Annotated in this window: 17 protein-coding genes and 1 pseudogene; 11 read left to right on the forward strand and 7 right to left on the reverse strand. The window is 44.3% G+C overall.

Annotated features, from left to right (window positions below):
* Nucleotides 1-11 precede the first annotated feature (11 nt).
* The 4 genes from ACU01J_RS13065 to ACU01J_RS13080 all read right to left on the reverse strand — a co-directional run bounded on the left by ACU01J_RS13065 (nucleotide 12) and on the right by ACU01J_RS13080 (nucleotide 4,442).
* Entirely contained in the window at nucleotides 12-1,313 is a 1,302-nt protein-coding gene (locus tag ACU01J_RS13065; RefSeq protein WP_481086091.1) for an outer membrane protein transport protein, read from the reverse strand.
* 321 nt (nucleotides 1,314-1,634) lie between these two features.
* Complete coding sequence (locus ACU01J_RS13070) at nucleotides 1,635-2,948, reverse strand: outer membrane protein transport protein (RefSeq protein WP_481086092.1); 1,314 nt, start codon at nucleotides 2,946-2,948, stop codon at nucleotides 1,635-1,637.
* A gap of 266 nt (nucleotides 2,949-3,214) precedes the next feature.
* Entirely contained in the window at nucleotides 3,215-3,943 is a 729-nt protein-coding gene (locus ACU01J_RS13075; protein ID WP_481086093.1) for a DUF3379 domain-containing protein, read from the reverse strand.
* Nucleotides 3,936-4,442: a sigma-70 family RNA polymerase sigma factor gene (locus ACU01J_RS13080; RefSeq protein WP_481086106.1), complete on the reverse strand. Its 507-nt coding sequence runs from the start codon at nucleotides 4,440-4,442 to the stop codon at nucleotides 3,936-3,938. The genes ACU01J_RS13075 and ACU01J_RS13080 overlap by 8 nt, the downstream gene beginning before the upstream one ends.
* A 666-nt stretch (nucleotides 4,443-5,108) precedes the next feature.
* On the opposite strand from ACU01J_RS13080, the gene fadI reads away from it, so the two are divergent.
* The 3 genes from fadI to ACU01J_RS13095 all read left to right on the forward strand — a co-directional run bounded on the left by fadI (nucleotide 5,109) and on the right by ACU01J_RS13095 (nucleotide 9,184).
* Nucleotides 5,109-6,416: an acetyl-CoA C-acyltransferase FadI gene (fadI, locus tag ACU01J_RS13085; RefSeq protein WP_481086094.1), complete on the forward strand. Its 1,308-nt coding sequence runs from the start codon at nucleotides 5,109-5,111 to the stop codon at nucleotides 6,414-6,416.
* Nucleotides 6,416-8,539: a fatty acid oxidation complex subunit alpha FadJ gene (gene fadJ, locus ACU01J_RS13090; protein ID WP_481086095.1), complete on the forward strand. Its 2,124-nt coding sequence runs from the start codon at nucleotides 6,416-6,418 to the stop codon at nucleotides 8,537-8,539. The genes fadI and fadJ overlap by 1 nt, the downstream gene beginning before the upstream one ends.
* Before the next feature lie 96 nt (nucleotides 8,540-8,635).
* Nucleotides 8,636-9,184 (forward strand): NAD(P)H nitroreductase, encoded by a 549-nt coding sequence (locus ACU01J_RS13095; protein ID WP_481086096.1) that lies wholly within the window; start codon nucleotides 8,636-8,638, stop codon nucleotides 9,182-9,184.
* A 39-nt stretch (nucleotides 9,185-9,223) separates the two neighbouring features.
* Here the strand turns inward: ACU01J_RS13095 and ACU01J_RS13100 are convergent, their stop codons facing one another.
* Entirely contained in the window at nucleotides 9,224-10,099 is an 876-nt protein-coding gene (locus ACU01J_RS13100; protein ID WP_481086097.1) for a LysR family transcriptional regulator, read from the reverse strand.
* Nucleotides 10,100-10,342: 243 nt separating this feature from the next.
* Between ACU01J_RS13100 and ACU01J_RS13105 the strand changes: the two genes are divergently transcribed.
* From ACU01J_RS13105 to recR, 7 genes are all read left to right on the forward strand, one after another.
* A complete protein-coding gene (locus ACU01J_RS13105; RefSeq protein ID WP_481086098.1) occupies nucleotides 10,343-11,443 on the forward strand; it encodes a response regulator in 1,101 nt (366 codons plus the stop codon).
* Nucleotides 11,444-11,603: 160 nt separating this feature from the next.
* Nucleotides 11,604-11,735: a hypothetical protein gene (locus ACU01J_RS13110; protein WP_481086099.1), complete on the forward strand. Its 132-nt coding sequence runs from the start codon at nucleotides 11,604-11,606 to the stop codon at nucleotides 11,733-11,735.
* Between the two features lie 27 nt (nucleotides 11,736-11,762).
* Nucleotides 11,763-12,149, forward strand: a complete 387-nt coding sequence (locus ACU01J_RS13115; RefSeq protein WP_481086107.1) for a YbaN family protein — start codon at nucleotides 11,763-11,765, stop codon at nucleotides 12,147-12,149.
* A 182-nt stretch (nucleotides 12,150-12,331) separates the two neighbouring features.
* The gene (gene apt, locus ACU01J_RS13120) at nucleotides 12,332-12,877 is read left to right on the forward strand and encodes an adenine phosphoribosyltransferase (RefSeq protein WP_481086100.1); all 546 of its coding nucleotides are present in this window, start codon (nucleotides 12,332-12,334) and stop codon (nucleotides 12,875-12,877) included.
* Between the two features lie 29 nt (nucleotides 12,878-12,906).
* Entirely contained in the window at nucleotides 12,907-15,045 is a 2,139-nt protein-coding gene (gene dnaX, locus ACU01J_RS13125) for a DNA polymerase III subunit gamma/tau (protein WP_481086101.1), read from the forward strand.
* Nucleotides 15,046-15,118: 73 nt separating this feature from the next.
* Nucleotides 15,119-15,448 (forward strand): YbaB/EbfC family nucleoid-associated protein, encoded by a 330-nt coding sequence (locus tag ACU01J_RS13130; RefSeq protein ID WP_004413339.1) that lies wholly within the window; start codon nucleotides 15,119-15,121, stop codon nucleotides 15,446-15,448.
* Nucleotides 15,449-15,462: 14 nt separating this feature from the next.
* Nucleotides 15,463-16,065: a recombination mediator RecR gene (gene recR, locus ACU01J_RS13135; RefSeq protein WP_053438436.1), complete on the forward strand. Its 603-nt coding sequence runs from the start codon at nucleotides 15,463-15,465 to the stop codon at nucleotides 16,063-16,065.
* Between the two features lie 71 nt (nucleotides 16,066-16,136).
* Here recR and ACU01J_RS13140 read toward each other — a convergent pair whose 3' ends face one another.
* A complete protein-coding gene (locus tag ACU01J_RS13140) occupies nucleotides 16,137-16,385 on the reverse strand; it encodes a YkgJ family cysteine cluster protein (protein ID WP_481086102.1) in 249 nt (82 codons plus the stop codon).
* A gap of 431 nt (nucleotides 16,386-16,816) precedes the next feature.
* Between ACU01J_RS13140 and ACU01J_RS13145 the strand changes: the two are divergent.
* A pseudogene (locus ACU01J_RS13145) lies at nucleotides 16,817-16,945 on the forward strand (type VI secretion system PAAR protein); the annotation flags it as partial.
* Between the two features lie 58 nt (nucleotides 16,946-17,003).
* Here ACU01J_RS13145 and ACU01J_RS13150 read toward each other — a convergent pair.
* Complete coding sequence (locus ACU01J_RS13150; RefSeq protein ID WP_481085133.1) at nucleotides 17,004-17,924, reverse strand: IS5 family transposase; 921 nt, start codon at nucleotides 17,922-17,924, stop codon at nucleotides 17,004-17,006.
* Between the last annotated feature and the right edge of the window lie 79 nt (nucleotides 17,925-18,003).

The raw sequence follows: 18,003 nt of genomic DNA on the forward strand, positions 1-18,003 counted from the left end.
CTAAATAGGTCTTAGAACGTGTAGTTCGCTTGTAGACCGATTAGCCAAACGTTGCCAGATACTTCACCATTAAATGCACCACCAATTGCGGCAGCCGTTTTGTCAGATTCGTCACGCGGCTCTTGGATGTTGGCTTTTTTCGCAAAGATATAAGTAAAACCTGCATCAAATGTTAGTGCAGGCGTTGCTTGATAGGTAGCACCATAGCTTAACCAAGTGCGGTCTGTTTCAGGAATAGTAGCCGTACGGTTTTTGTCTGATACAGCAGACGTGTCGTAAGCGATACCAGAGCGAAGAGTTAACTTGGAATCTAGCTGATACGTCGTACCGATAGCGAAACGGTAGTTATCTTCCCAGTTTTCAGTTTTAATAAGGTCAGAGGTACCGTCATTGAAGTCTGTATGCAGTTCTTTGAATGAGCTCCAGTCTGTCCAGTTAATACTTGCATGAATTGATACTTTGTCGTTCAGTTGGTGGAAGCTTGCAAGCTCTGCTGTTGCGGGAAGAGCGACTGGCAATTTACCTGGCTTGTGGTTGCCGTAAGTTAGACCTTCTGCATGACCTTCGAAGTCCATCATTACTTCAGATTTGTAAGCAAAGCCCACGCGGTTGTTGTCATTGATTTGCCACGCAGAACCGACTTGCCAACCCCAAGAGGTATCATCACCTTCCATATATTTTAGAGTTGTTCCTTGAGGAAGTGAGATTGGGCCTTTTTGACCTACACCGATTACGTTAACCGCTGGAGCTGTTGCACCAAAGCTACCTTCACCAATAACGTAACGCACACCGCCACCAAAGCTTACAGCTTGATTCAATTGGTAAGCTAAATTTAAATTCGCTTCTTTAGTGATGATGCTTGCTTCATTACCAAAATGAGCAGCAGCGAAATCAGAACCTAGATCTGTTTCCATACCGTAGTTAGTACCAAATGCCAAACCAATAGCAAACGCTTCAGAGTAGCGATGTGAAACGTATAGGTTTGGAATCACAGCGTCATTTGCAAAGTCTTTTGCAGATGCTGCGGTACTTGAATTGAGTGCTTGATGTTCAACTTGACCATTAATATCAACGTTTGGATTTACGTAGATCGCACCAATAGAAATTTGAGTACCGTCTAGGTAAGTCAGCATGGCTGGGTTGCGCCATTGTGCACCTGCGTTGTCAGCCATGGCTGCTTCACCAGCGTATGCACGGCCTAGGCCTGTTGCAGAGTATTCTGCCAATTGGAAACCCGCTGCGTTTACTGTTGCTGACGTAGTCACTAGTCCACATGCTACTGCTAGTGAAAGGAGAGTCTTATTTGTTTTCATTGTAATGTTCGCTGAGATTGAGAGTTATCAGTCGGGGGATAATAAGTTTAGAGCCATTACTTTAAAAATAAAAAACAGTGTATTCGGTGTCTTTAGAGCTAAATTTTCAATATTACCTATATTTTAGTGATAAATGCGGCTTGTTAACGATGTGTTTCTCGGTTTGAGCGAACACTTGTAGTGCATAGAAACGTTTTATGTATACAGCTGTACGCTTAAACGGGAAGCGACGTATGGTGGAAGTGGAGTGGAATGAGAGACTTAAGGGCAATAAAAAGGGCCAGTAACAACTGACCCTTGGAACCAAAGTGTAAGCTTAGCTTAGAAGCTGCGGCTGTACTGAAGACCGACTAGGATTGCATCTGCATGAGTTGTACCACTTACAGCAGTATGTTGGTACGCTGGGGCAGGGCTCGGTTGACCTGTAGGCAAAGTTAATGACTCATTTACGTCAGTATCGTCACCCAATAGGTAAGTGAAACCAAAGTCGATGTTTGATGCTGTATCAATGTGGTAAGTAAAGCCAGCAGAGAACCATTGACGATCTGAATCAGGTACAGAGATAGATGTTAGGCTGTCTTGAGCACTTGTGTCATACATGTAACCTGTACGAAGTGTCCAGTCGTTATTTAGATAGTATGTACCACCGATTGCGTAACGCCAGCCATCTTGCCACTTGTAATCTTTCTGGTATGTCGAACTTACTGCACCTAATTGTGATTGTGATGCATTTAGGTTTTCGAAGTCAATGTGATCCATTGAGCTCCAGCCAATCCACTGAACAGAGTAGTGAACGGCAAAGTTAGTATCTTCAATCTTATGGAAACCTGAGAACTCGGCCATATCTGGTAGTGGCAGGGTTACTTTTTGTCCCGCATCGTCATCTGCGGTGAACTCTGGGCTGTAGCGGTAAGAGAGACCGAAACGGTTATTTTCATCCAGTTCGTAAACAGAACCTAGGTTAAAGCCAACTGCCCAGCCATCAGCCTTATCGACATTTAGAAGGTAAGCTGCACTGTTTGTGCTTGGTACTGCTCGTTTGAATGTGCCTTGACCGTAGATAAGATCAAGACCAGCACCAAAGCTTAACTGCTCATTAACGCGGTATGAACCCGCAAGACCTAGGTTAAAGCTTTTAACGTCAGTTAAACCACCGAATTCTGATGCAACGTAGTTATCATCAAACTCAGTTTTAGTACCAAAGTTTGAGTAGGCGTTAACACCCCAAGCAAACTTGTCGTTTACAGGTACGATTAAGTGGATATTTGGTGCAACTGACGTGTCCCCTGCATCGTCAACATTTGCTGATTGGGTAGTTGGAGCTGCAACAGGGGTACCGTTTGCATCTAAAAAAGTCTTGCTGTAGGTAGCATCTTTCACTTCAATTTTAGAAGTAATGCTTTCAAAACCGAGAGAAAGCTCCATCTTGTCGAAAAGAGCCATAGCAGCTGGGTTACGAGACATAACCGATGCGTTATCGGCGATAACGGCGTCACCAGCGAATGCTCGGCCAAGGCCCGTTGCTGATTGTGCGTTAAGCTGGAAGCCGGCAGAGAGAGCTGGCTGCGAAGCGATAGTTGCGGTTGCGATAGTCACTGCTAATAGTGATTTTTTAAACAGACGCGTGTTGTTCATTTTTGCTTTTTCCTTTTCTCTTCGCCTCTTCTGGGCGATATTATTTGAGCAAAAGCTCAGTGGTGGCTGATACTAGACTCAAGTATAAGATATAGAAATCCGACCATTGCCAATTTGGGTGATAAAATTATGGAAATGACGTGTATCTGGCAGGATTGTGCTGGAAAAAGCATCTTTTTAGAGTTAACACTCTACTTTTGAACTAAAAAAATGGCTTAGACGAGATATCTAAGCCATGAGCTGCGTCACACTATGTTGCGATTTTGTTAATCTAAAGGTTTGATGATATTTGCCAGATTTTTAGCGATTTTCGCTACATTTTCTCCTTCTTCACCCACAAGGATTAGGCTAGTGCCGTCCATTGGTTTAACAATACCTGTCATACCGTCTTCGTTAAAGTCGATAGCTTTCTCACTTGGAATGCCAGTAAAGAACAAGGTGACTTTGCCTTTTTCTCCTTGGAAAACCATGTGCATGGCGTTTGATTGACCAAAACCACAATGATTTAGGTAGTAAACATGGTAAGGAAACCCTTGAGAAAACTCATGTTCAAACGGCACCATCTTAGCGTTGATTTGCGAAGACTTAACTTGCTCATCAAGCTTTTCAACAAAAGGTTTCTCATCTACCACATGCTTGATGGCAGTGCTTGCTAGGCTAGCTTGAGCTGACGAAACAACAAGGTTACCCCAATTTAGCTGTCCGATAAGTAACCCTGCGACAAATGCCACTGATGCCGCCATTGCCATGGCTCGGCGAGCGAAGGTTGGTTTGATGACGTTGTTTTCAACAGAGGAGGTCTGGTTAAACAAAATGCGGTCCGCGAGATCATCAGGTACATCGACAGCCATCGCTTGAGCGATTTGCTTGTCGAGATCTAAAATCTCTTCGGCAAACTGACTGTTCTTGTCACTGCTTTTAATCTCTGCAGTGATTTCGCTGTCGCGCTGTTTAGGGTCGGACATTATGCGTCGACGAAACTCTAATTCATCCATTTTGCTGCCCTCTCTGTGAACTATCTGAATCTAACATCTCTTTGAGTTGGTTCCTTGCTCTAAATAACCGTGTCATCACGGTGTTCTTATTTAAATCAAGGATCTCTCCGATCTCTTCACCACTGAAGCCCCCCACGACTTGTAAAAACAACGGCTCGCGATACTCTACTTCGAGCTTCATTATTTGCGTTTGAACCCATTCGGTTTGATGGTGCGGATCGTCCGATACTTTAGCATCATTGCCATGATCGTCGATATCCACCAGATCAAACTGTTTGCGTTCAAAGCGGCGCGCATTCTCACGTCTTAATATGGTGATAAGCCATGACTTCGCTGCTTTTTCGTCTTGGAGGCTATCAAGCGACTTCCATGCTCGTAGGCATGTCTCCTGAACTAAATCCTCAGAAATAGTTGGATCCTTACACAACCAATATGCGTAACGGTACAAGTCTCGATGATAGGCCCTTACAAGCGCTTCATATTTTCTTTGTCTGTCCATATCCGAGTTGACCGGGTCTTTGGACTTTTTCTTTCCGAAAAATTGAATAATTGACACATGAGCCTCCCTCGTTGCTCTGTGATTTCTTATTGTTCTGGCGTTATCCGATAGTTAAGTTATTGAGTATCGGTCATTCTGATTGTTGTTATTGATATGCGTATAGACTCATTTTTTATCGGGAAAAGTATGAGTCGGTCGCGAATCTATATAGCTGGTGTGATTATAAGCCGCTAAGCAAGCAACAAATCCACCTAAAATTGATCTATTTCAAAATTTATCTCACTCTAGCGGTTATAGTAACACCTGTCATCTAGTCGGTATTTACACTGACAAGTTGAGCAAGATGACACTTCCTTTTGAAGGCTGACTTTACTTTCTCCTAATCAGGAAACTGATTATTTCAATTGGCGTTACGTTAATTGCTTTATACATTCCAACCACACAGTTATGTGTGGTTTTTTTTTGCCTGTTATTCCATCAAACATTACTAACAGTAAAAGTTACACCAAGTTGACGTGATATGAACTCCTAGCAGTATCATAGGGTTACTGATCCTTTCGTTGAAGGAATCTGGTGTAAGTCACGTTTATTCAAACGAGCGTTTGATTGAATTAACATTCTCGTTACAATGATTCTGGTCAGACCTCTATTAATTAAGGAGCAACAATGGGCAAGCAGGAAGTGAAAACTCGCTCAGGAGAACGTGTGGCAATTGTCGCAGGTTTACGCACGCCTTTTGCACGTCAAAGTACCGAATTTAGCCAAGTACCAGCCGTGGATTTAGGCAAAATGGTAGTGAGCGATATGCTTGCTCGTACCGAAATCGATCCCAAATTGATTGAACAAGTGGTATTTGGTCAGGTAGTACAAATGCCAGAAGCGCCAAATATCGCACGTGAGATTGTGTTAGGTACAGGCATGAACATCCATACGGATGCGTATAGTGTGACGCGCGCTTGTGCGACCAGTTTTCAGTCAGCGGTGAACGTTGCTGAAAGTATTATGTCGGGAACCATTGATATCGGTATTGCGGGTGGTGCGGATTCTTCTTCTGTACTGCCTATTGGTGTTTCAAAAAAACTCGCCGCAAACCTACTTGCGCTGAGTAAAACCAAAACACTAAGCCAAAAACTAAAAATTCTTAAGACACTGTCACTTAAAGACTTGATGCCAGTGCCGCCTGCTGTAGCTGAGTATTCAACGGGCCTATCAATGGGCCAAACCGCAGAGCAGATGGCAAAATCGCACGGGATTAATCGCCAAGCGCAAGATGAATTGGCTCACCGTTCACATACTCTAGCTGCGCAAGCTTGGAACGACGGTAAAATTGAGGGAGAGGTGATGACCGCTTTTCCTGAACCGTATAAGAAGTGGATTTCAAAAGATAATAATATTCGCGAAGATTCTACAATTGAAGGCTATGCAAAACTACGCCCAGCATTCGACCGACAATACGGCAGTGTGACTGCGGCAAACAGTACCCCATTAACTGATGGTGCGGCTGCAATCATGTTGATGCGTGAAGGTAAAGCAAAAGAACTCGGGCTCGATATCATGGGTTACATACGCTCATACGCATTCTCTGCTATTGGTGTCGAAAGCGATATGTTGATGGGGCCATCTTATGCTACTCCGATGGCGCTAGATCGCGCAGGTATCACGCTAGCGGATTTAACTTTGATTGATATGCATGAAGCGTTTGCGGCTCAAGCTCTTTCTAATGTGAAAGCGTTTGGTAGTGATAAGTTTGCCCAAGAAAAACTGGGTCGAGCAAGGGCTATTGGTGAGATCGATATGGATAAGTTTAATGTTCTCGGTGGTTCTATTGCTTATGGTCACCCATTCGCAGCCACTGGCGCGCGTATGATCACGCAAACATTAAGAGAGCTACAACGCCGAGGTGGTGGTCTTGCACTTAATACAGCGTGTGCAGCAGGTGGTTTAGGTGCGGCAATGGTACTGGAGGTAGAGTAATGAGCGAGCAAACTGCATTTAACTTATCTATTGATGAACAAGATATCGCTTGGCTATCTATTGATGTGCCTGGCGAGAAGATGAACACGTTACAGGCAGCGTTTGCTGTAGAAATGGAGGCGATCTTCACTCAATTGGCAGCTAAACAGTCAACAATTAAAGGTTTGATTGTTCATTCTCTTAAGCCTGATAACTTTATCGCAGGTGCTGATGTTCGCATGCTAGATGCATGTACTAGTGCCAAAGAAGCACAAGCCTTGGCTGAAAAAGGTCAGCAGATGTTTCAGCAACTGTCTGATCTGCCTTACCCAGTGGTTGCGGCTATTCATGGTCCGTGTCTTGGTGGTGGTTTAGAGCTAGCGCTTGCGTGTGATTACCGTGTATGTACAGATTCAGATAAAACGCGCTTGGGTCTGCCTGAAGTGCAGCTTGGTTTACTGCCGGGCTCTGGTGGTACGCAGCGTTTACCACGTTTGATTGGTCTACTGCCATCGCTTGACCTTATCCTTACAGGTAAGCAGCTTCGCGCTAAGAAAGCGAAAAAATTGGGTGTTGCTGACGCAGTGGTTCCTGAAACCATTTTGCTCGAAGTCGCAAAGAGCTTTGTCGAGAAGAATACGGGTAAGAAAAAGAGTAAACGCAAAGCCTCAACCAAAGAGAAGCTTATCTCGAACACGGGTTTAGGCCGTAAAGTCATTTTCGAACAAGCAGCGAAAAAGACCAATGAAAAGACACGTGGTAATTACCCCGCTGCAGATGCGATTCTTGAAGTAATTCGATTTGGTCTTGAAAAAGGTTTTAAGCAAGGCCAACAGAAAGAAGCTGAGCGATTTGGCGAACTGGTGATGACATCAGAATCGAAAGCGCTTCGCTCAATTTTCTTTGCAACGACAGAGATGAAGAAAGAGCACGGTAGTGATGCCGAGCCAAAAGCGATTGCCAATGCCGCTGTGTTAGGTGGTGGTTTGATGGGCGCAGGCATTAGTCATGTGAGCGTGGCGAAAGCTAAAGTTCCTACACGCATTAAAGATGTATCGAATGATGGTGTATTGAACGCGCTGAAATACAACTATAAGTTGTTCGAAAAGCAGCAAAAACGCCGTATTATCTCAAAACCTCAGCTGCAAAGTAAGATGCTGCAGTTATCGGGTGGGGTCGATTTCACACGCTTTAACCATACTGACATTGTCATTGAAGCGGTATTTGAAGATTTAGACCTTAAACAGAAGATGGTTGCTGATGTCGAAGAGAACGCTAAAGATAGCACCATTTTTGCAACTAACACTTCATCACTTCCAATCCATCAGATCGCAGAGAAAGCGCTGCGCCCTGAAAATGTTGTCGGTCTACACTACTTTAGCCCAGTAGAAAAAATGCCGTTGGTTGAGGTTATTCCTCATGAAACGACATCAGATGAAACAATTTCTACTGTGGTTGAGTTTGCTCGTAAGCAAGGCAAAACGCCGATTGTTGTTAAAGATTGTGCAGGCTTTTATGTAAACCGCATTCTTGCGCCGTACATGAATGAAGCTGCGCAAGTACTGTTGTCTGGTGAGCCAATTGAGCAATTAGATAAAGCTCTGCTTAATTTTGGTTTCCCTGTTGGTCCAATCACTCTACTCGATGAAGTGGGCGTTGATATTGGCGCGAAGATCATGCCGATCTTGGTTGCAGAATTAGGTGGTCGTTTCCAAGGGCCGGATGTGTTCGACAAGCTGCTTAATGATGGCCGAAAAGGGCGTAAGAGTGGTAAAGGTTTCTACACTTACAAAGGTAAGAAGAAAGAAGTTGATAAATCCGTTTACAAGCTTCTTGGCCTAAACCCAGAGTCAAAATTGGCTGAGAAAGATATCGCGATGCGCTGTGTGCTGCCAATGCTGAATGAGGCTGTACGCTGTCTAGACGAAGGTATCATTCGCAGTCCTAGAGACGGTGATATCGGCGCGATATTCGGTATTGGCTTCCCTCCATTCTTAGGTGGTCCTTTCCGCTATATGGAGCAAATTGCTATCAAGCAGCTGGTAGAGATCATGAACGAGCATGCGAAAAAGTACGGCGATCGATTTGCCCCATGCGATGGTTTACTGACTAGAGCAGGGATTGACGCGAAATTCTATCCATAGCGATAGTGACACGCAAAGGCGAACCAAGAGGTTCGCCTTTTTAGTTTGTGAGAGTTATTATCAAGAAGAAAAACAGAAAATTAAAAAGGAAGTCAAATGGATGCTCTAGATTTGTTGCTCAATCGTCGCTCAATCGCAAAGTTGTCAGAGCCCGCTCCAGAAGGTAAAACTCTAGAAAATATTATCCGCGCAGGCCTGCGCGCTCCAGATCATGCAGGTCTTACTCCGTGGCGCTTTGTTATCGCCCAAGGCGAAGGGTTAAGTAAATTATCGGGTATCTTAGTGAAAGCGGCTGAAGCGGAACAAAGCGAGCAATCGGTCGTAGATAAGGTTAAGAACGCACCTTTTAGAGCGCCGATGGTGATCACGGTAATCGCAAAAGTGACCGAACACGAAAAAGTACCAGCCATTGAGCAGCACTTATCTGCAGGGTGCGCAGTACAGGCGATGCAGATGGCTGCGGTTGCTCAAGGTTTTCAAGGATTTTGGCGTTCAGGAAAATGGATGTTCCATCCTGAAGTACACCAAGCATTTGGTTTAGAGGGAGAGGATGAGATTGTCGGTTTCTTATACCTGGGTACGCCAAGCTGCACGCCAATGAAAGTTCCAGAGCGTGACTTAACCAAATTTGTTGAGTATTTATAGCGTATGAAAAAAGGCTCGGTCAGTAACCGAGCTCTTTTTTTAGTGAATGTTGTAGGCGATGACAAAGTCGATGAATAATCTAACTTTTTCAGGCAAGTGATCTTTGTGGTTATACAGCATGTAAATGTCGCGTGGGTTAGCGCTCCAATTCTCTAATACTCGAACTAAGCTACCGTCATCAATATACTCTTTGATCATGACATCTGGCATCAAGGTAATTCCGAGACCATCAGAACAGGCACTTCTCACCACATTTAGTGTGTCAGCTTGGAAACGGCCTTTGTCATTATTGATCACAATTTCGCCGCTGTGATTAGACAACTGCCATTTCAGTAGCGGTGCCCCTTTTAGCAGCGAATGCTGATGCAATTCTTCAGCATGCTGAGGAGCAGGACATTTCTTTAGATATTCTGGGCTAGCAACAAGAATGTCAGCTACGGCACTGATTTTACGCGCAATAAGGCTAGAGTCACGTTGAGGACCGACGCGGAAGATTACGTCCCACTCAGTGGGATCCAACTGATCTGCTTGGTTGCTTGTGGTGAGCTCTATATTGATATCGGGATACTTGATCATGAAGCCACTGAACATTGGCATCATCATACGCTTGGTTAGATTCGACGGGGCAATGATGCGGATTTTTCCCGCCGCTCCACGGCACTCGTCAGTGATCTCTTCAGCCGCAGAAGTAAGACGGTTTAATAGCGGGGAACATTCGTTAAAAAAGCGTTCACCTGCCTCTGTAAGAGAAAGTTTACGGGCATGGCGATTTAGAAGACGGAGGTTTAATGACTCCTCTAATGCCTGAATGCGTCGCGTAATTGTCGCAACAGGGATCATCGTTTTACGGGAAGTTGCTGTATAGCTCCCATTTTCAACAACAAGCCTAAATAGGTTTAGATCATCTAGTTTCATTATGTCAGACACACTTTTACGGATTCGGTTAATTTATATGTATATCAAATGTTAGAGCTTGAGTCACATCAACAAGTTTATAAAAAGTTGATATTCCATACATATAGTATGCAACAAGGCCTCAAAGTGGAAGATTTGTATAAATCACAGTTCAAGACTACTTTTTAAAGAGTGTGTGAAACAATCGACAAGAATAACAATAAAAAGACAGTTGTACTCTTAGTTATGTGAGGCGTAGGTATTATGCATAAGACAATAGAAGTTGGAACCAACGCGGCTATGCCTGTCGCTGCGGCTGAAAAACTGATTATGCTGGTGGACGATGACCCTATATTTCGTCGTATTACTTCAGGTTTTTTGGAATCTCAAGGCTATAAAGTCGTTGAAGCTGAAGATGGTCTCGATGGCTTACAGAAGCTCCGTCATCATGAGCCGGACCTTGTTCTCTGTGATCTCTCCATGCCGATATTAGACGGCATTGAATTCGTTGAAGAAGTGAGCTTGGAATACCCGTCAATGCCCCTGATTGTCGTCTCGGCTACCGAAGACATTTCCGACGTAGCTAAGGCGTTGCGTTTTGGTATTAAAGACTTTCTGCCTAAACCGATCGGCAATCATGAACACCTTGCCTGTGCGATTGAAAATACCCTTGATGATTCAGATAACCATTTAAGTGACCAACGTGATTTCTCAAGCCAATGGTTCCGAGTCGATAGCGGTGATGTTCCAGAAGAGCAAGAACTGCATTGGCACCTTGAATATTTAGATGACAACCCAAGTGCAGCGAAAGATTTATTGCATGCCTTACTCCCAGAGAAAGACACCTCTCAAGGAGATTGGAAGTGCGGCTATCGTCTATTACAGTCAACTGATGTCATGCCACTTGTAGTGGATTATGCTTGGCTAATGAACGGTCAATTTGCGTTCTACATTGTGGACTCGAATAGCGAAGGGCAGCACGGCGCAGCGACAACTTTACTCGTACGAGCACTCTTCCATGACTACTTACGTAACCTTAAGTGCTTCAATGCTGATTTAAAAGATCTCGCTACTTTGCTAGAGAAAGGGATCAAGTGTTCCGATTGCAGTACGCCAGTGAGAGCATTACTTGGCATTGCCGAGCTTTCTGAAGGGACGCTGTCGATACTTCCGGCAGGTTTAGACGCCCAGTGGGCCAATGGTTATTTGTCACAGCACATTACGGCGGGCGAAATGCTAGGCGAGAATTGCCTTAAAAACTTTATCACTACTGATTTAAAGATTCAGTCAGCGTGTCAATTAACGTTAAGCTGCCTTGGTTCAAGTAGCTTAAGTTTAGATATCTACCGTGGGGCCAGCGCCTAACTCAAAATGATAACTTTTTAATAACCCTTTTTTTGCTCGGTGTTTGTGATTGGCCGAATAGGGTATAGTCCGCCATAAACAAAAAAAGCCCAACACATTAACATCTGGTTAATGATTGATTGGGCATATCGTCACCTTCATTATTTAGAGAAGCAAGCTCATGGCAGACAACGATTTTAAAGAACCTTATAATATCTTCTACTTTCTAGGATTTATTGCTGTATTACTGATCCCAACTCTTCCAGCAACACTGACTTGGATTCGAGTATTGAACGGGTACACAGGGTTTTAATCGCGGCTTACGGAGCATGCCATCATTATTCGCAGAGTTTTTCTATACGTTGTTGGCGTGCTCAGCCTGATTCTGGGCATCATCGGTATTTTCCTTCCTCTTCTTCCTACTACGCCTTTTATTCTCTTATCAAGCGCTTGTTTTATGCGCAGCAGCCCTCGTTTTCATCGTTGGTTACATAATCACAAAACGTTCGGGCCAATTTTAGATAACTGGCATCAAAATCGCGCAGTTACAGCTAAAGTGAAAAAGCGTGGCGCTATCTGGATTGTATTCAGTTTTACGCTATCAATTGGGGTCGTGCCACATTTTTGGTTAAAGATCATGCTAGTGGTAATGTTAGTGGTATTACTGAGCTGGTTTATTCGTTTACCTGTGACTGAGTACCTTGCCGATAGCAAAGAAAATCACTAAGATTGCTGGGAAGTGTGCCCACTTTTTTGGTGGGCGTTTGTTTTTTAGGCACTGTTTTAAGCACAACGATCCGTGATGACTGTTTCGGGCATATCTATAGGATAGATTGTGCTAAAAACTATGCTGAATCTAGACCCAGAACTGGTGTCTAGCAATGATATAGCCAATCTAAGTACAGAATTATGACAACTGAAACAATCGCGCAGATCAAATCAAGCATCAAAACCATTCCAGACTACCCAAAACCAGGCATTCTATTTCGTGATGTGACGAGCCTAATGGAAGACGCAAAGGCTTACCAAGCTACTATCCAGCTACTTGTTGATAAGTACAAAAATATGGGCTTTACCAAAGTTGTAGGTACTGAAGCTCGTGGTTTCCTATTTGGTGCTCCACTGGCTCTTGAGCTAGGTCTTGGTTTTGTGCCAGTTCGTAAACCAGGTAAGTTACCTCGTGAAACCGTTGCTCAGTCATACGAGCTTGAATATGGTATGGATACACTTGAAATTCATACTGATGCGATTACTGAAGGCGACAAAGTGCTAATGGTTGATGACCTATTAGCAACAGGTGGCACAATCGAAGCGACGACTAAGCTAATTCGTCAGCTTGGTGGTGTTGTAGAACATGCTGCGTTTGTGATTAACCTTCCTGAAATTGGTGGTGATAAGCGTCTTGAAGGTTTAGGCCTAGACGTATACAGCATTTGTGAGTTTGAAGGTCACTAATCGGGTAGATTATTAATGGGTATAGTTTCATGAGTTATCTTGCCTTAGCGCGAAAGTGGCGACCGACCAAGTTTAATGAAGTCGTTGGTCAAGCCCACGTTTTAACAGCACTTGAAAATGCTTTAGCCCATAACCGTCTTCACCACGCGTACCTGTTTAGTGGCACACGCGGGGTCGGTAAAACGTCTATCGGGCGTTTGTTTGCTAAAGGATTGAATTGTGAAGCAGGAATCACCGCTAACCCATGTGGTACGTGTGATACTTGTAAAGAGATAGACGAAGGTCGTTTTGTTGATTTATTAGAAATCGATGCGGCTTCTCGCACCAAGGTTGAAGATACTCGTGAACTGTTGGATAACGTTCAGTACAAGCCTGCACGTGGTCGGTTTAAGGTTTACCTTATCGATGAAGTCCACATGCTCTCGCGTCATAGTTTCAATGCGTTGCTGAAGACGCTTGAAGAGCCACCTGAGTATGTGAAGTTCCTACTTGCGACAACCGATCCGCAAAAACTGCCGGTGACGATTTTATCTCGTTGTCTTCAGTTCCATTTGAAACCAATCAGTGTTGATACTATTCATGAACAGCTCGATCATATTCTAAAAGAAGAGCAAGTCAGCACTGAAGCGCGCGCCTTGGGTATGATTTCTCATGCGGCTGATGGCAGTATGCGTGACGCATTGAGTCTAACGGATCAAGCTATTGCACTTGGCAATGGTCAAGTTCTGACGGATAGCGTAACGCATATGCTTGGCACGTTAGATACTGACCAAGCATTGCATCTACTCGAGGCTATCAGTTCGAAGCAAGCTCAGACCGCTATGGAGTGCATCTCTGCAATGGCTCAAAATGGCGTTGAGTGGGATGGGTTACTTCAACAGTTATCGACTCAATTGCATCGCCTAGCGATGTACCAAGCTCTGCCTGCAACACTAGACCAAGCGCAGCCTGACGCTGAAAAAATTGAATTATTAAGTCGTGCTTTGAGCCCGCAAGATGTTCAGTTGTACTATCAGATTGCGTTGAAAGGCCGAGAAGATCTTCCTTTGGCACCGTCTGAACGTATTGGTCTAGAGATGGTTATTCTGCGAATGATGGCATTTAGACCTGCGTCTAAACCACTGGCGAACGTGATTTCAACGGATGCAGAACCACAGGCTGCGAGTACACCAGTCACTGTGCCCGTAACTTCACATCCTATACCGAAGTCTCAGCCGTCTCAGGTTGCCCCTGTGCGTCAAGCGCCGCAGCCTCCGGCATCTCAGAATATGGCACCTGAGGACCCTGTACCGCCAACGCAAGGTTATGACGCGCCACCAGTGGATTATATGCCAGAGCCTCCGCCGCACTACGATGAACCTCAGTATATGCCACCACTAGAGCAATATGGTTCAGTGCAGGAAGCGCCCCAGTCTCAACCGATGAATCGTCCGCAATCTGATGCGCGTTCATCGTCACCAGTGAGTGGTTTGAGACATCAATTGCGCTCTCAGCGTAAAGGTATTAGCCCAGCTTCGGGAAATTCGCCAAAAAAGGCTGATGCGACATCTGCTAAATCAGAGTCTGTTCTTGACCGTGTTGCGAAGAAACACGCTGGATCAGGGCAGGTGTCGCCATTATTAAGCCATAACCCCAATGTGGCACCTGAACCTGCTAAGAATGAACCTTATCAGTGGAAGCCAATTCTTCCACAGGCAAAAAAAGAGACATTAGAACTAACGCCAACGCTACTCAAAAAGGCGTTAGAGCATGAAAAAACACCGGAAATGGTGCAAAAGCTAGTCGATGAGAGTTTGAACCAAAGTGAATGGGCCAAACTTATCAGTCAGCTCAACACGGCCAAGCTGACTGAGCAATTAGCGCTGAATTCTTGGTATGAGAAAAGTGGCTCTACCATCGCTTTAACACTACGATCAACACAGGCGCACTTAAATACCGATAAGGCTCAAAGTGAATTGCTTGGTGAACTGAACCGAGTATTAGGTGAAGATTGTCAATTAAGCGTTGAAGTCGGTGATAGCGGAGAAACCCCGCTTGAGCTGAGAGACAAACTCTATCAAGGCCGATTGCAACAGGCATTTACCAGCTTAGAAAATGATCCGCATGTGCAGTTTATTGAGAAGCGATTTGCGGCAGAGCTAGACTCTGAGAGTGTAAGGCCAATTTAATTTGAGGGGTTGAAACTATTTGGCTTCAACCCAATCTAATAACGAAATAAGCTAAATAACCAGAGAGATAAACATGTTTGGTAAAGGCGGTATGGGCAATCTAATGAAGCAAGCCCAGCAAATGCAAGATCGCATGCAAAAGCTTCAAGAAGAAATCGCTAATATGGAAGTAACAGGTGAGTCTGGTGCTGGCCTAGTGAAAGTAACGATTACTGGTAGTCACAGTGTTCGTCGTGTTGAAATTGACGAGAGTCTAATGGAAGACGACAAAGAAATGCTAGAAGATTTGATCGCTGCTGCTTTCAACGATGCGGCGCGTCGTGTTGAGGAAACTCAAAAAGAAAAAATGGCAGGTGTAACTGGCGGTATGCAACTACCACCAGGCATGAAAATGCCATTCTAATCGAGTAAAGATTAATGCGCACCAGTCATATGCTGGAGCAATTGATGGAGGCCTTACGTTGTCTACCTGGGGTTGGCCCCAAGTCGGCGCAGCGTATGGCCTTTCATTTGTTACAGCGAGATAGAAAAGGCGGATTGCAGTTAGCGGATGCGCTCAGTCAGTCAATGACCGAAATTGGTCACTGTAGTGAATGCCGAACTTTTACTGAAGAAGAAGTTTGTCATATCTGTACCAATCCAAAACGACAAGAAAATGGCCAAATGTGTGTTGTAGAGAGCCCGGCAGATATCGCTGCGGTAGAGGCAACTGGTCAGTTTTCTGGGCGTTATTTTGTGTTGATGGGGCACTTATCGCCATTAGATGGAATTGGTCCTAGTGATATTGGCCTAGACGTGCTTGATTACCGTCTTCGTCGTGGTGACGTCACTGAAGTGATTCTGGCAACCAATCCTACCGTTGAGGGTGAAGCGACTGCTCATTACATCGCAGAACTTTGTCGCGAACATCAGGTCTCTGCAAGCCGAATTGCTCACGGTGTCCCTGTTGGTGGAGAGCTAGAGTTAGTTGATGGTACAACATTGTCACACTCATTGCTCGGCAGGCAAAAATTGTCCTAGTAAAAAAACCGCAGTAACTGCGGTTTTTTTTTACCCGAAAAACGAGACTGGCAAATACTTACCTGCTTAAATTAGGTGATATTTTCAAGTTCGGTAATGTTGTCCAAAGCTTGCTGAGTCGTTGTTCCGCATATGACCGGACACGCTTTAAATTGATGGCATACTTTAGGTCTTTCTGCTTTTCCAAACAGCTTACACAGACTCTCATTATTGAGTTGAATACAGCGCACACCCGCAGGTTTGCCGTTTGGCATTCCTGGAATAGGAGATGAAATACTTGGAGCAACACAGCAAGCCCCACACCCTAATCGACAATCCATTCCATTAACCTCATGAAAATTTAGCGGCCGATACTATCACAGACTGATACGCTATTACATATATTAGTAATATATGTTTTAATAGTAACGTTCCCAAAATATTAATAATAAACCAATTGTTAATTCAAAAATAACCAAATTTTATTTTATAAAAGTGTCACTAATACCTGCTTATAAATGGTATTTAACGTTAATAATAACTTAATTATTAATTCTAAATACTATGAAATTGATATGTTTATTATTTAACTTTTTGTTGAGTGAAGATCTGAAATATATTACCCATAATGGGTAACTTCTTGCTTACCGGGCAATAAATAAGTTAAAGTCTCTCGCCTAAATTTACGTATGATCTACTTTCCGCGTGAGTGAATATTTGGTTTGATATTTGCTTAATAGTTGTATCAGGATGAAATGTCTAGGAGACAAAAATGGGCAAAGCAGCTCTTGTTGGACATATAGGTACTGGGCATGACGGGTTTCCGCCTACACCAATTATATCTGGTTCAGGAACAGTAAAAGCAGATGGTATTTCGGTTGCCCGTTTAGGGGACCCTTTAGAGCGGCTTTGTTGCGTAATTCGGACAGAAAAACAAACCGCCCGAAATTGTGCAATTCTTAAACAACAAACTGAGTTTCAGGCATACCAAGCCCTGTAAGCTTGTTCAGCGCTTTAATCATGGCGTAGGTTTCGCCAACCTGAGCATTGTAGTTTCGCAGGCTTAACCTCCCACCTAGCAACTGCTTCACTCGATACATGGCTGTTTCTGATAGTGAACGTTTGTGATAACCATACCGCTTTTTCCACTTCTTGTTGGAGCCGTAGAGCTTTTGGCAACCCACTGCTAAATTGCGAGGATGTCCTTGTTCCCAGAAGGCTGCCCCTTCTCTTGGTGGGATAAGCGGAATAGCTCGCTTAATCCGTATGGCATCATGGCAGTTCCTTGTGTCGTAAGCACCATCTCCAGATATCTCGATGATTTGTCGACGTGTTTGCTTGAGCAAATTAGGAAGGACTTCTGAATCAGTGACATTAGATAAACTCAGTTCTGCTGCTACTATCTCGTGAGTACTGGTGTCGACTGCTAAATGCAGCTTTCTCCAGACTCTACGCTTCCCGTCAGTACCGTGCTTCTTGACCTTCCATTCACCTTCGCCATAAACCTTGAGACCAGTGGCATCAATGGCCAGATGCTGTATCGCACCTCTGGTTTTAGTTTTAAATGAAACCTCAACCTGCTGGGCTCGACGGCTTATACAGGTGTAATGCGGACAAACAAGCGGTATGTTAGCCAGCTTAAATACTGAGTCTAGAAAACCTTGCAGCGCTCTCAATGGCATAGAGAAAACGCGTTTTACCATCAGTGCGGTAGTAATGGCTAGGTCGCTGAATCGACGAGGCCTGCCGCGCTTACTCTGTTTGCTTTGCTTCCACTCGCGTATGGCTTCCTCATCAATCCAGAAAGTGAGTGAACCACGGTTGATTAGGGCTTTGTTGTACTGTTTCCAGTTAGTTGTTTTGTAACGAGGTTTCGGCATAAGGCTACGATGATTAACTGATGTAGCCGATCAGATCGTAACTTCCTGATTTAGTTCCATCGAATTACGCAACAAAGCC

Source organism: Vibrio sp. 2433-A1 (assembly GCF_056726085.1).

Bases quoted from the DNA above. Each gene is read 5' to 3' on its own strand.
- ACU01J_RS13075 (WP_481086093.1), bottom strand. From the start codon at position 3,943: ATGGATGAATTAGAGTTTCGTCGACGCATAATGTCCGACCCTAAACAG.
- apt (WP_481086100.1), top strand. From the start codon at position 12,332: ATGACAACTGAAACAATCGCGCAGATCAAATCAAGCATCAAAACCATT.
- ACU01J_RS13080 (WP_481086106.1), bottom strand. From the start codon at position 4,442: ATGGACAGACAAAGAAAATATGAAGCGCTTGTAAGGGCCTATCATCGA.
- dnaX (WP_481086101.1), top strand. From the start codon at position 12,907: ATGAGTTATCTTGCCTTAGCGCGAAAGTGGCGACCGACCAAGTTTAAT.
- recR (WP_053438436.1), top strand. From the start codon at position 15,463: ATGCGCACCAGTCATATGCTGGAGCAATTGATGGAGGCCTTACGTTGT.
- ACU01J_RS13150 (WP_481085133.1), bottom strand. From the start codon at position 17,924: ATGCCGAAACCTCGTTACAAAACAACTAACTGGAAACAGTACAACAAA.
- ACU01J_RS13065 (WP_481086091.1), bottom strand. From the start codon at position 1,313: ATGAAAACAAATAAGACTCTCCTTTCACTAGCAGTAGCATGTGGACTA.
- ACU01J_RS13130 (WP_004413339.1), top strand. From the start codon at position 15,119: ATGTTTGGTAAAGGCGGTATGGGCAATCTAATGAAGCAAGCCCAGCAA.
- ACU01J_RS13110 (WP_481086099.1), top strand. From the start codon at position 11,604: ATGGCAGACAACGATTTTAAAGAACCTTATAATATCTTCTACTTTCTA.
- fadJ (WP_481086095.1), top strand. From the start codon at position 6,416: ATGAGCGAGCAAACTGCATTTAACTTATCTATTGATGAACAAGATATC.
- ACU01J_RS13070 (WP_481086092.1), bottom strand. From the start codon at position 2,948: ATGAACAACACGCGTCTGTTTAAAAAATCACTATTAGCAGTGACTATC.
- ACU01J_RS13100 (WP_481086097.1), bottom strand. From the start codon at position 10,099: ATGAAACTAGATGATCTAAACCTATTTAGGCTTGTTGTTGAAAATGGG.
- ACU01J_RS13105 (WP_481086098.1), top strand. From the start codon at position 10,343: ATGCATAAGACAATAGAAGTTGGAACCAACGCGGCTATGCCTGTCGCT.
- ACU01J_RS13095 (WP_481086096.1), top strand. From the start codon at position 8,636: ATGGATGCTCTAGATTTGTTGCTCAATCGTCGCTCAATCGCAAAGTTG.
- ACU01J_RS13140 (WP_481086102.1), bottom strand. From the start codon at position 16,385: ATGGATTGTCGATTAGGGTGTGGGGCTTGCTGTGTTGCTCCAAGTATT.
- fadI (WP_481086094.1), top strand. From the start codon at position 5,109: ATGGGCAAGCAGGAAGTGAAAACTCGCTCAGGAGAACGTGTGGCAATT.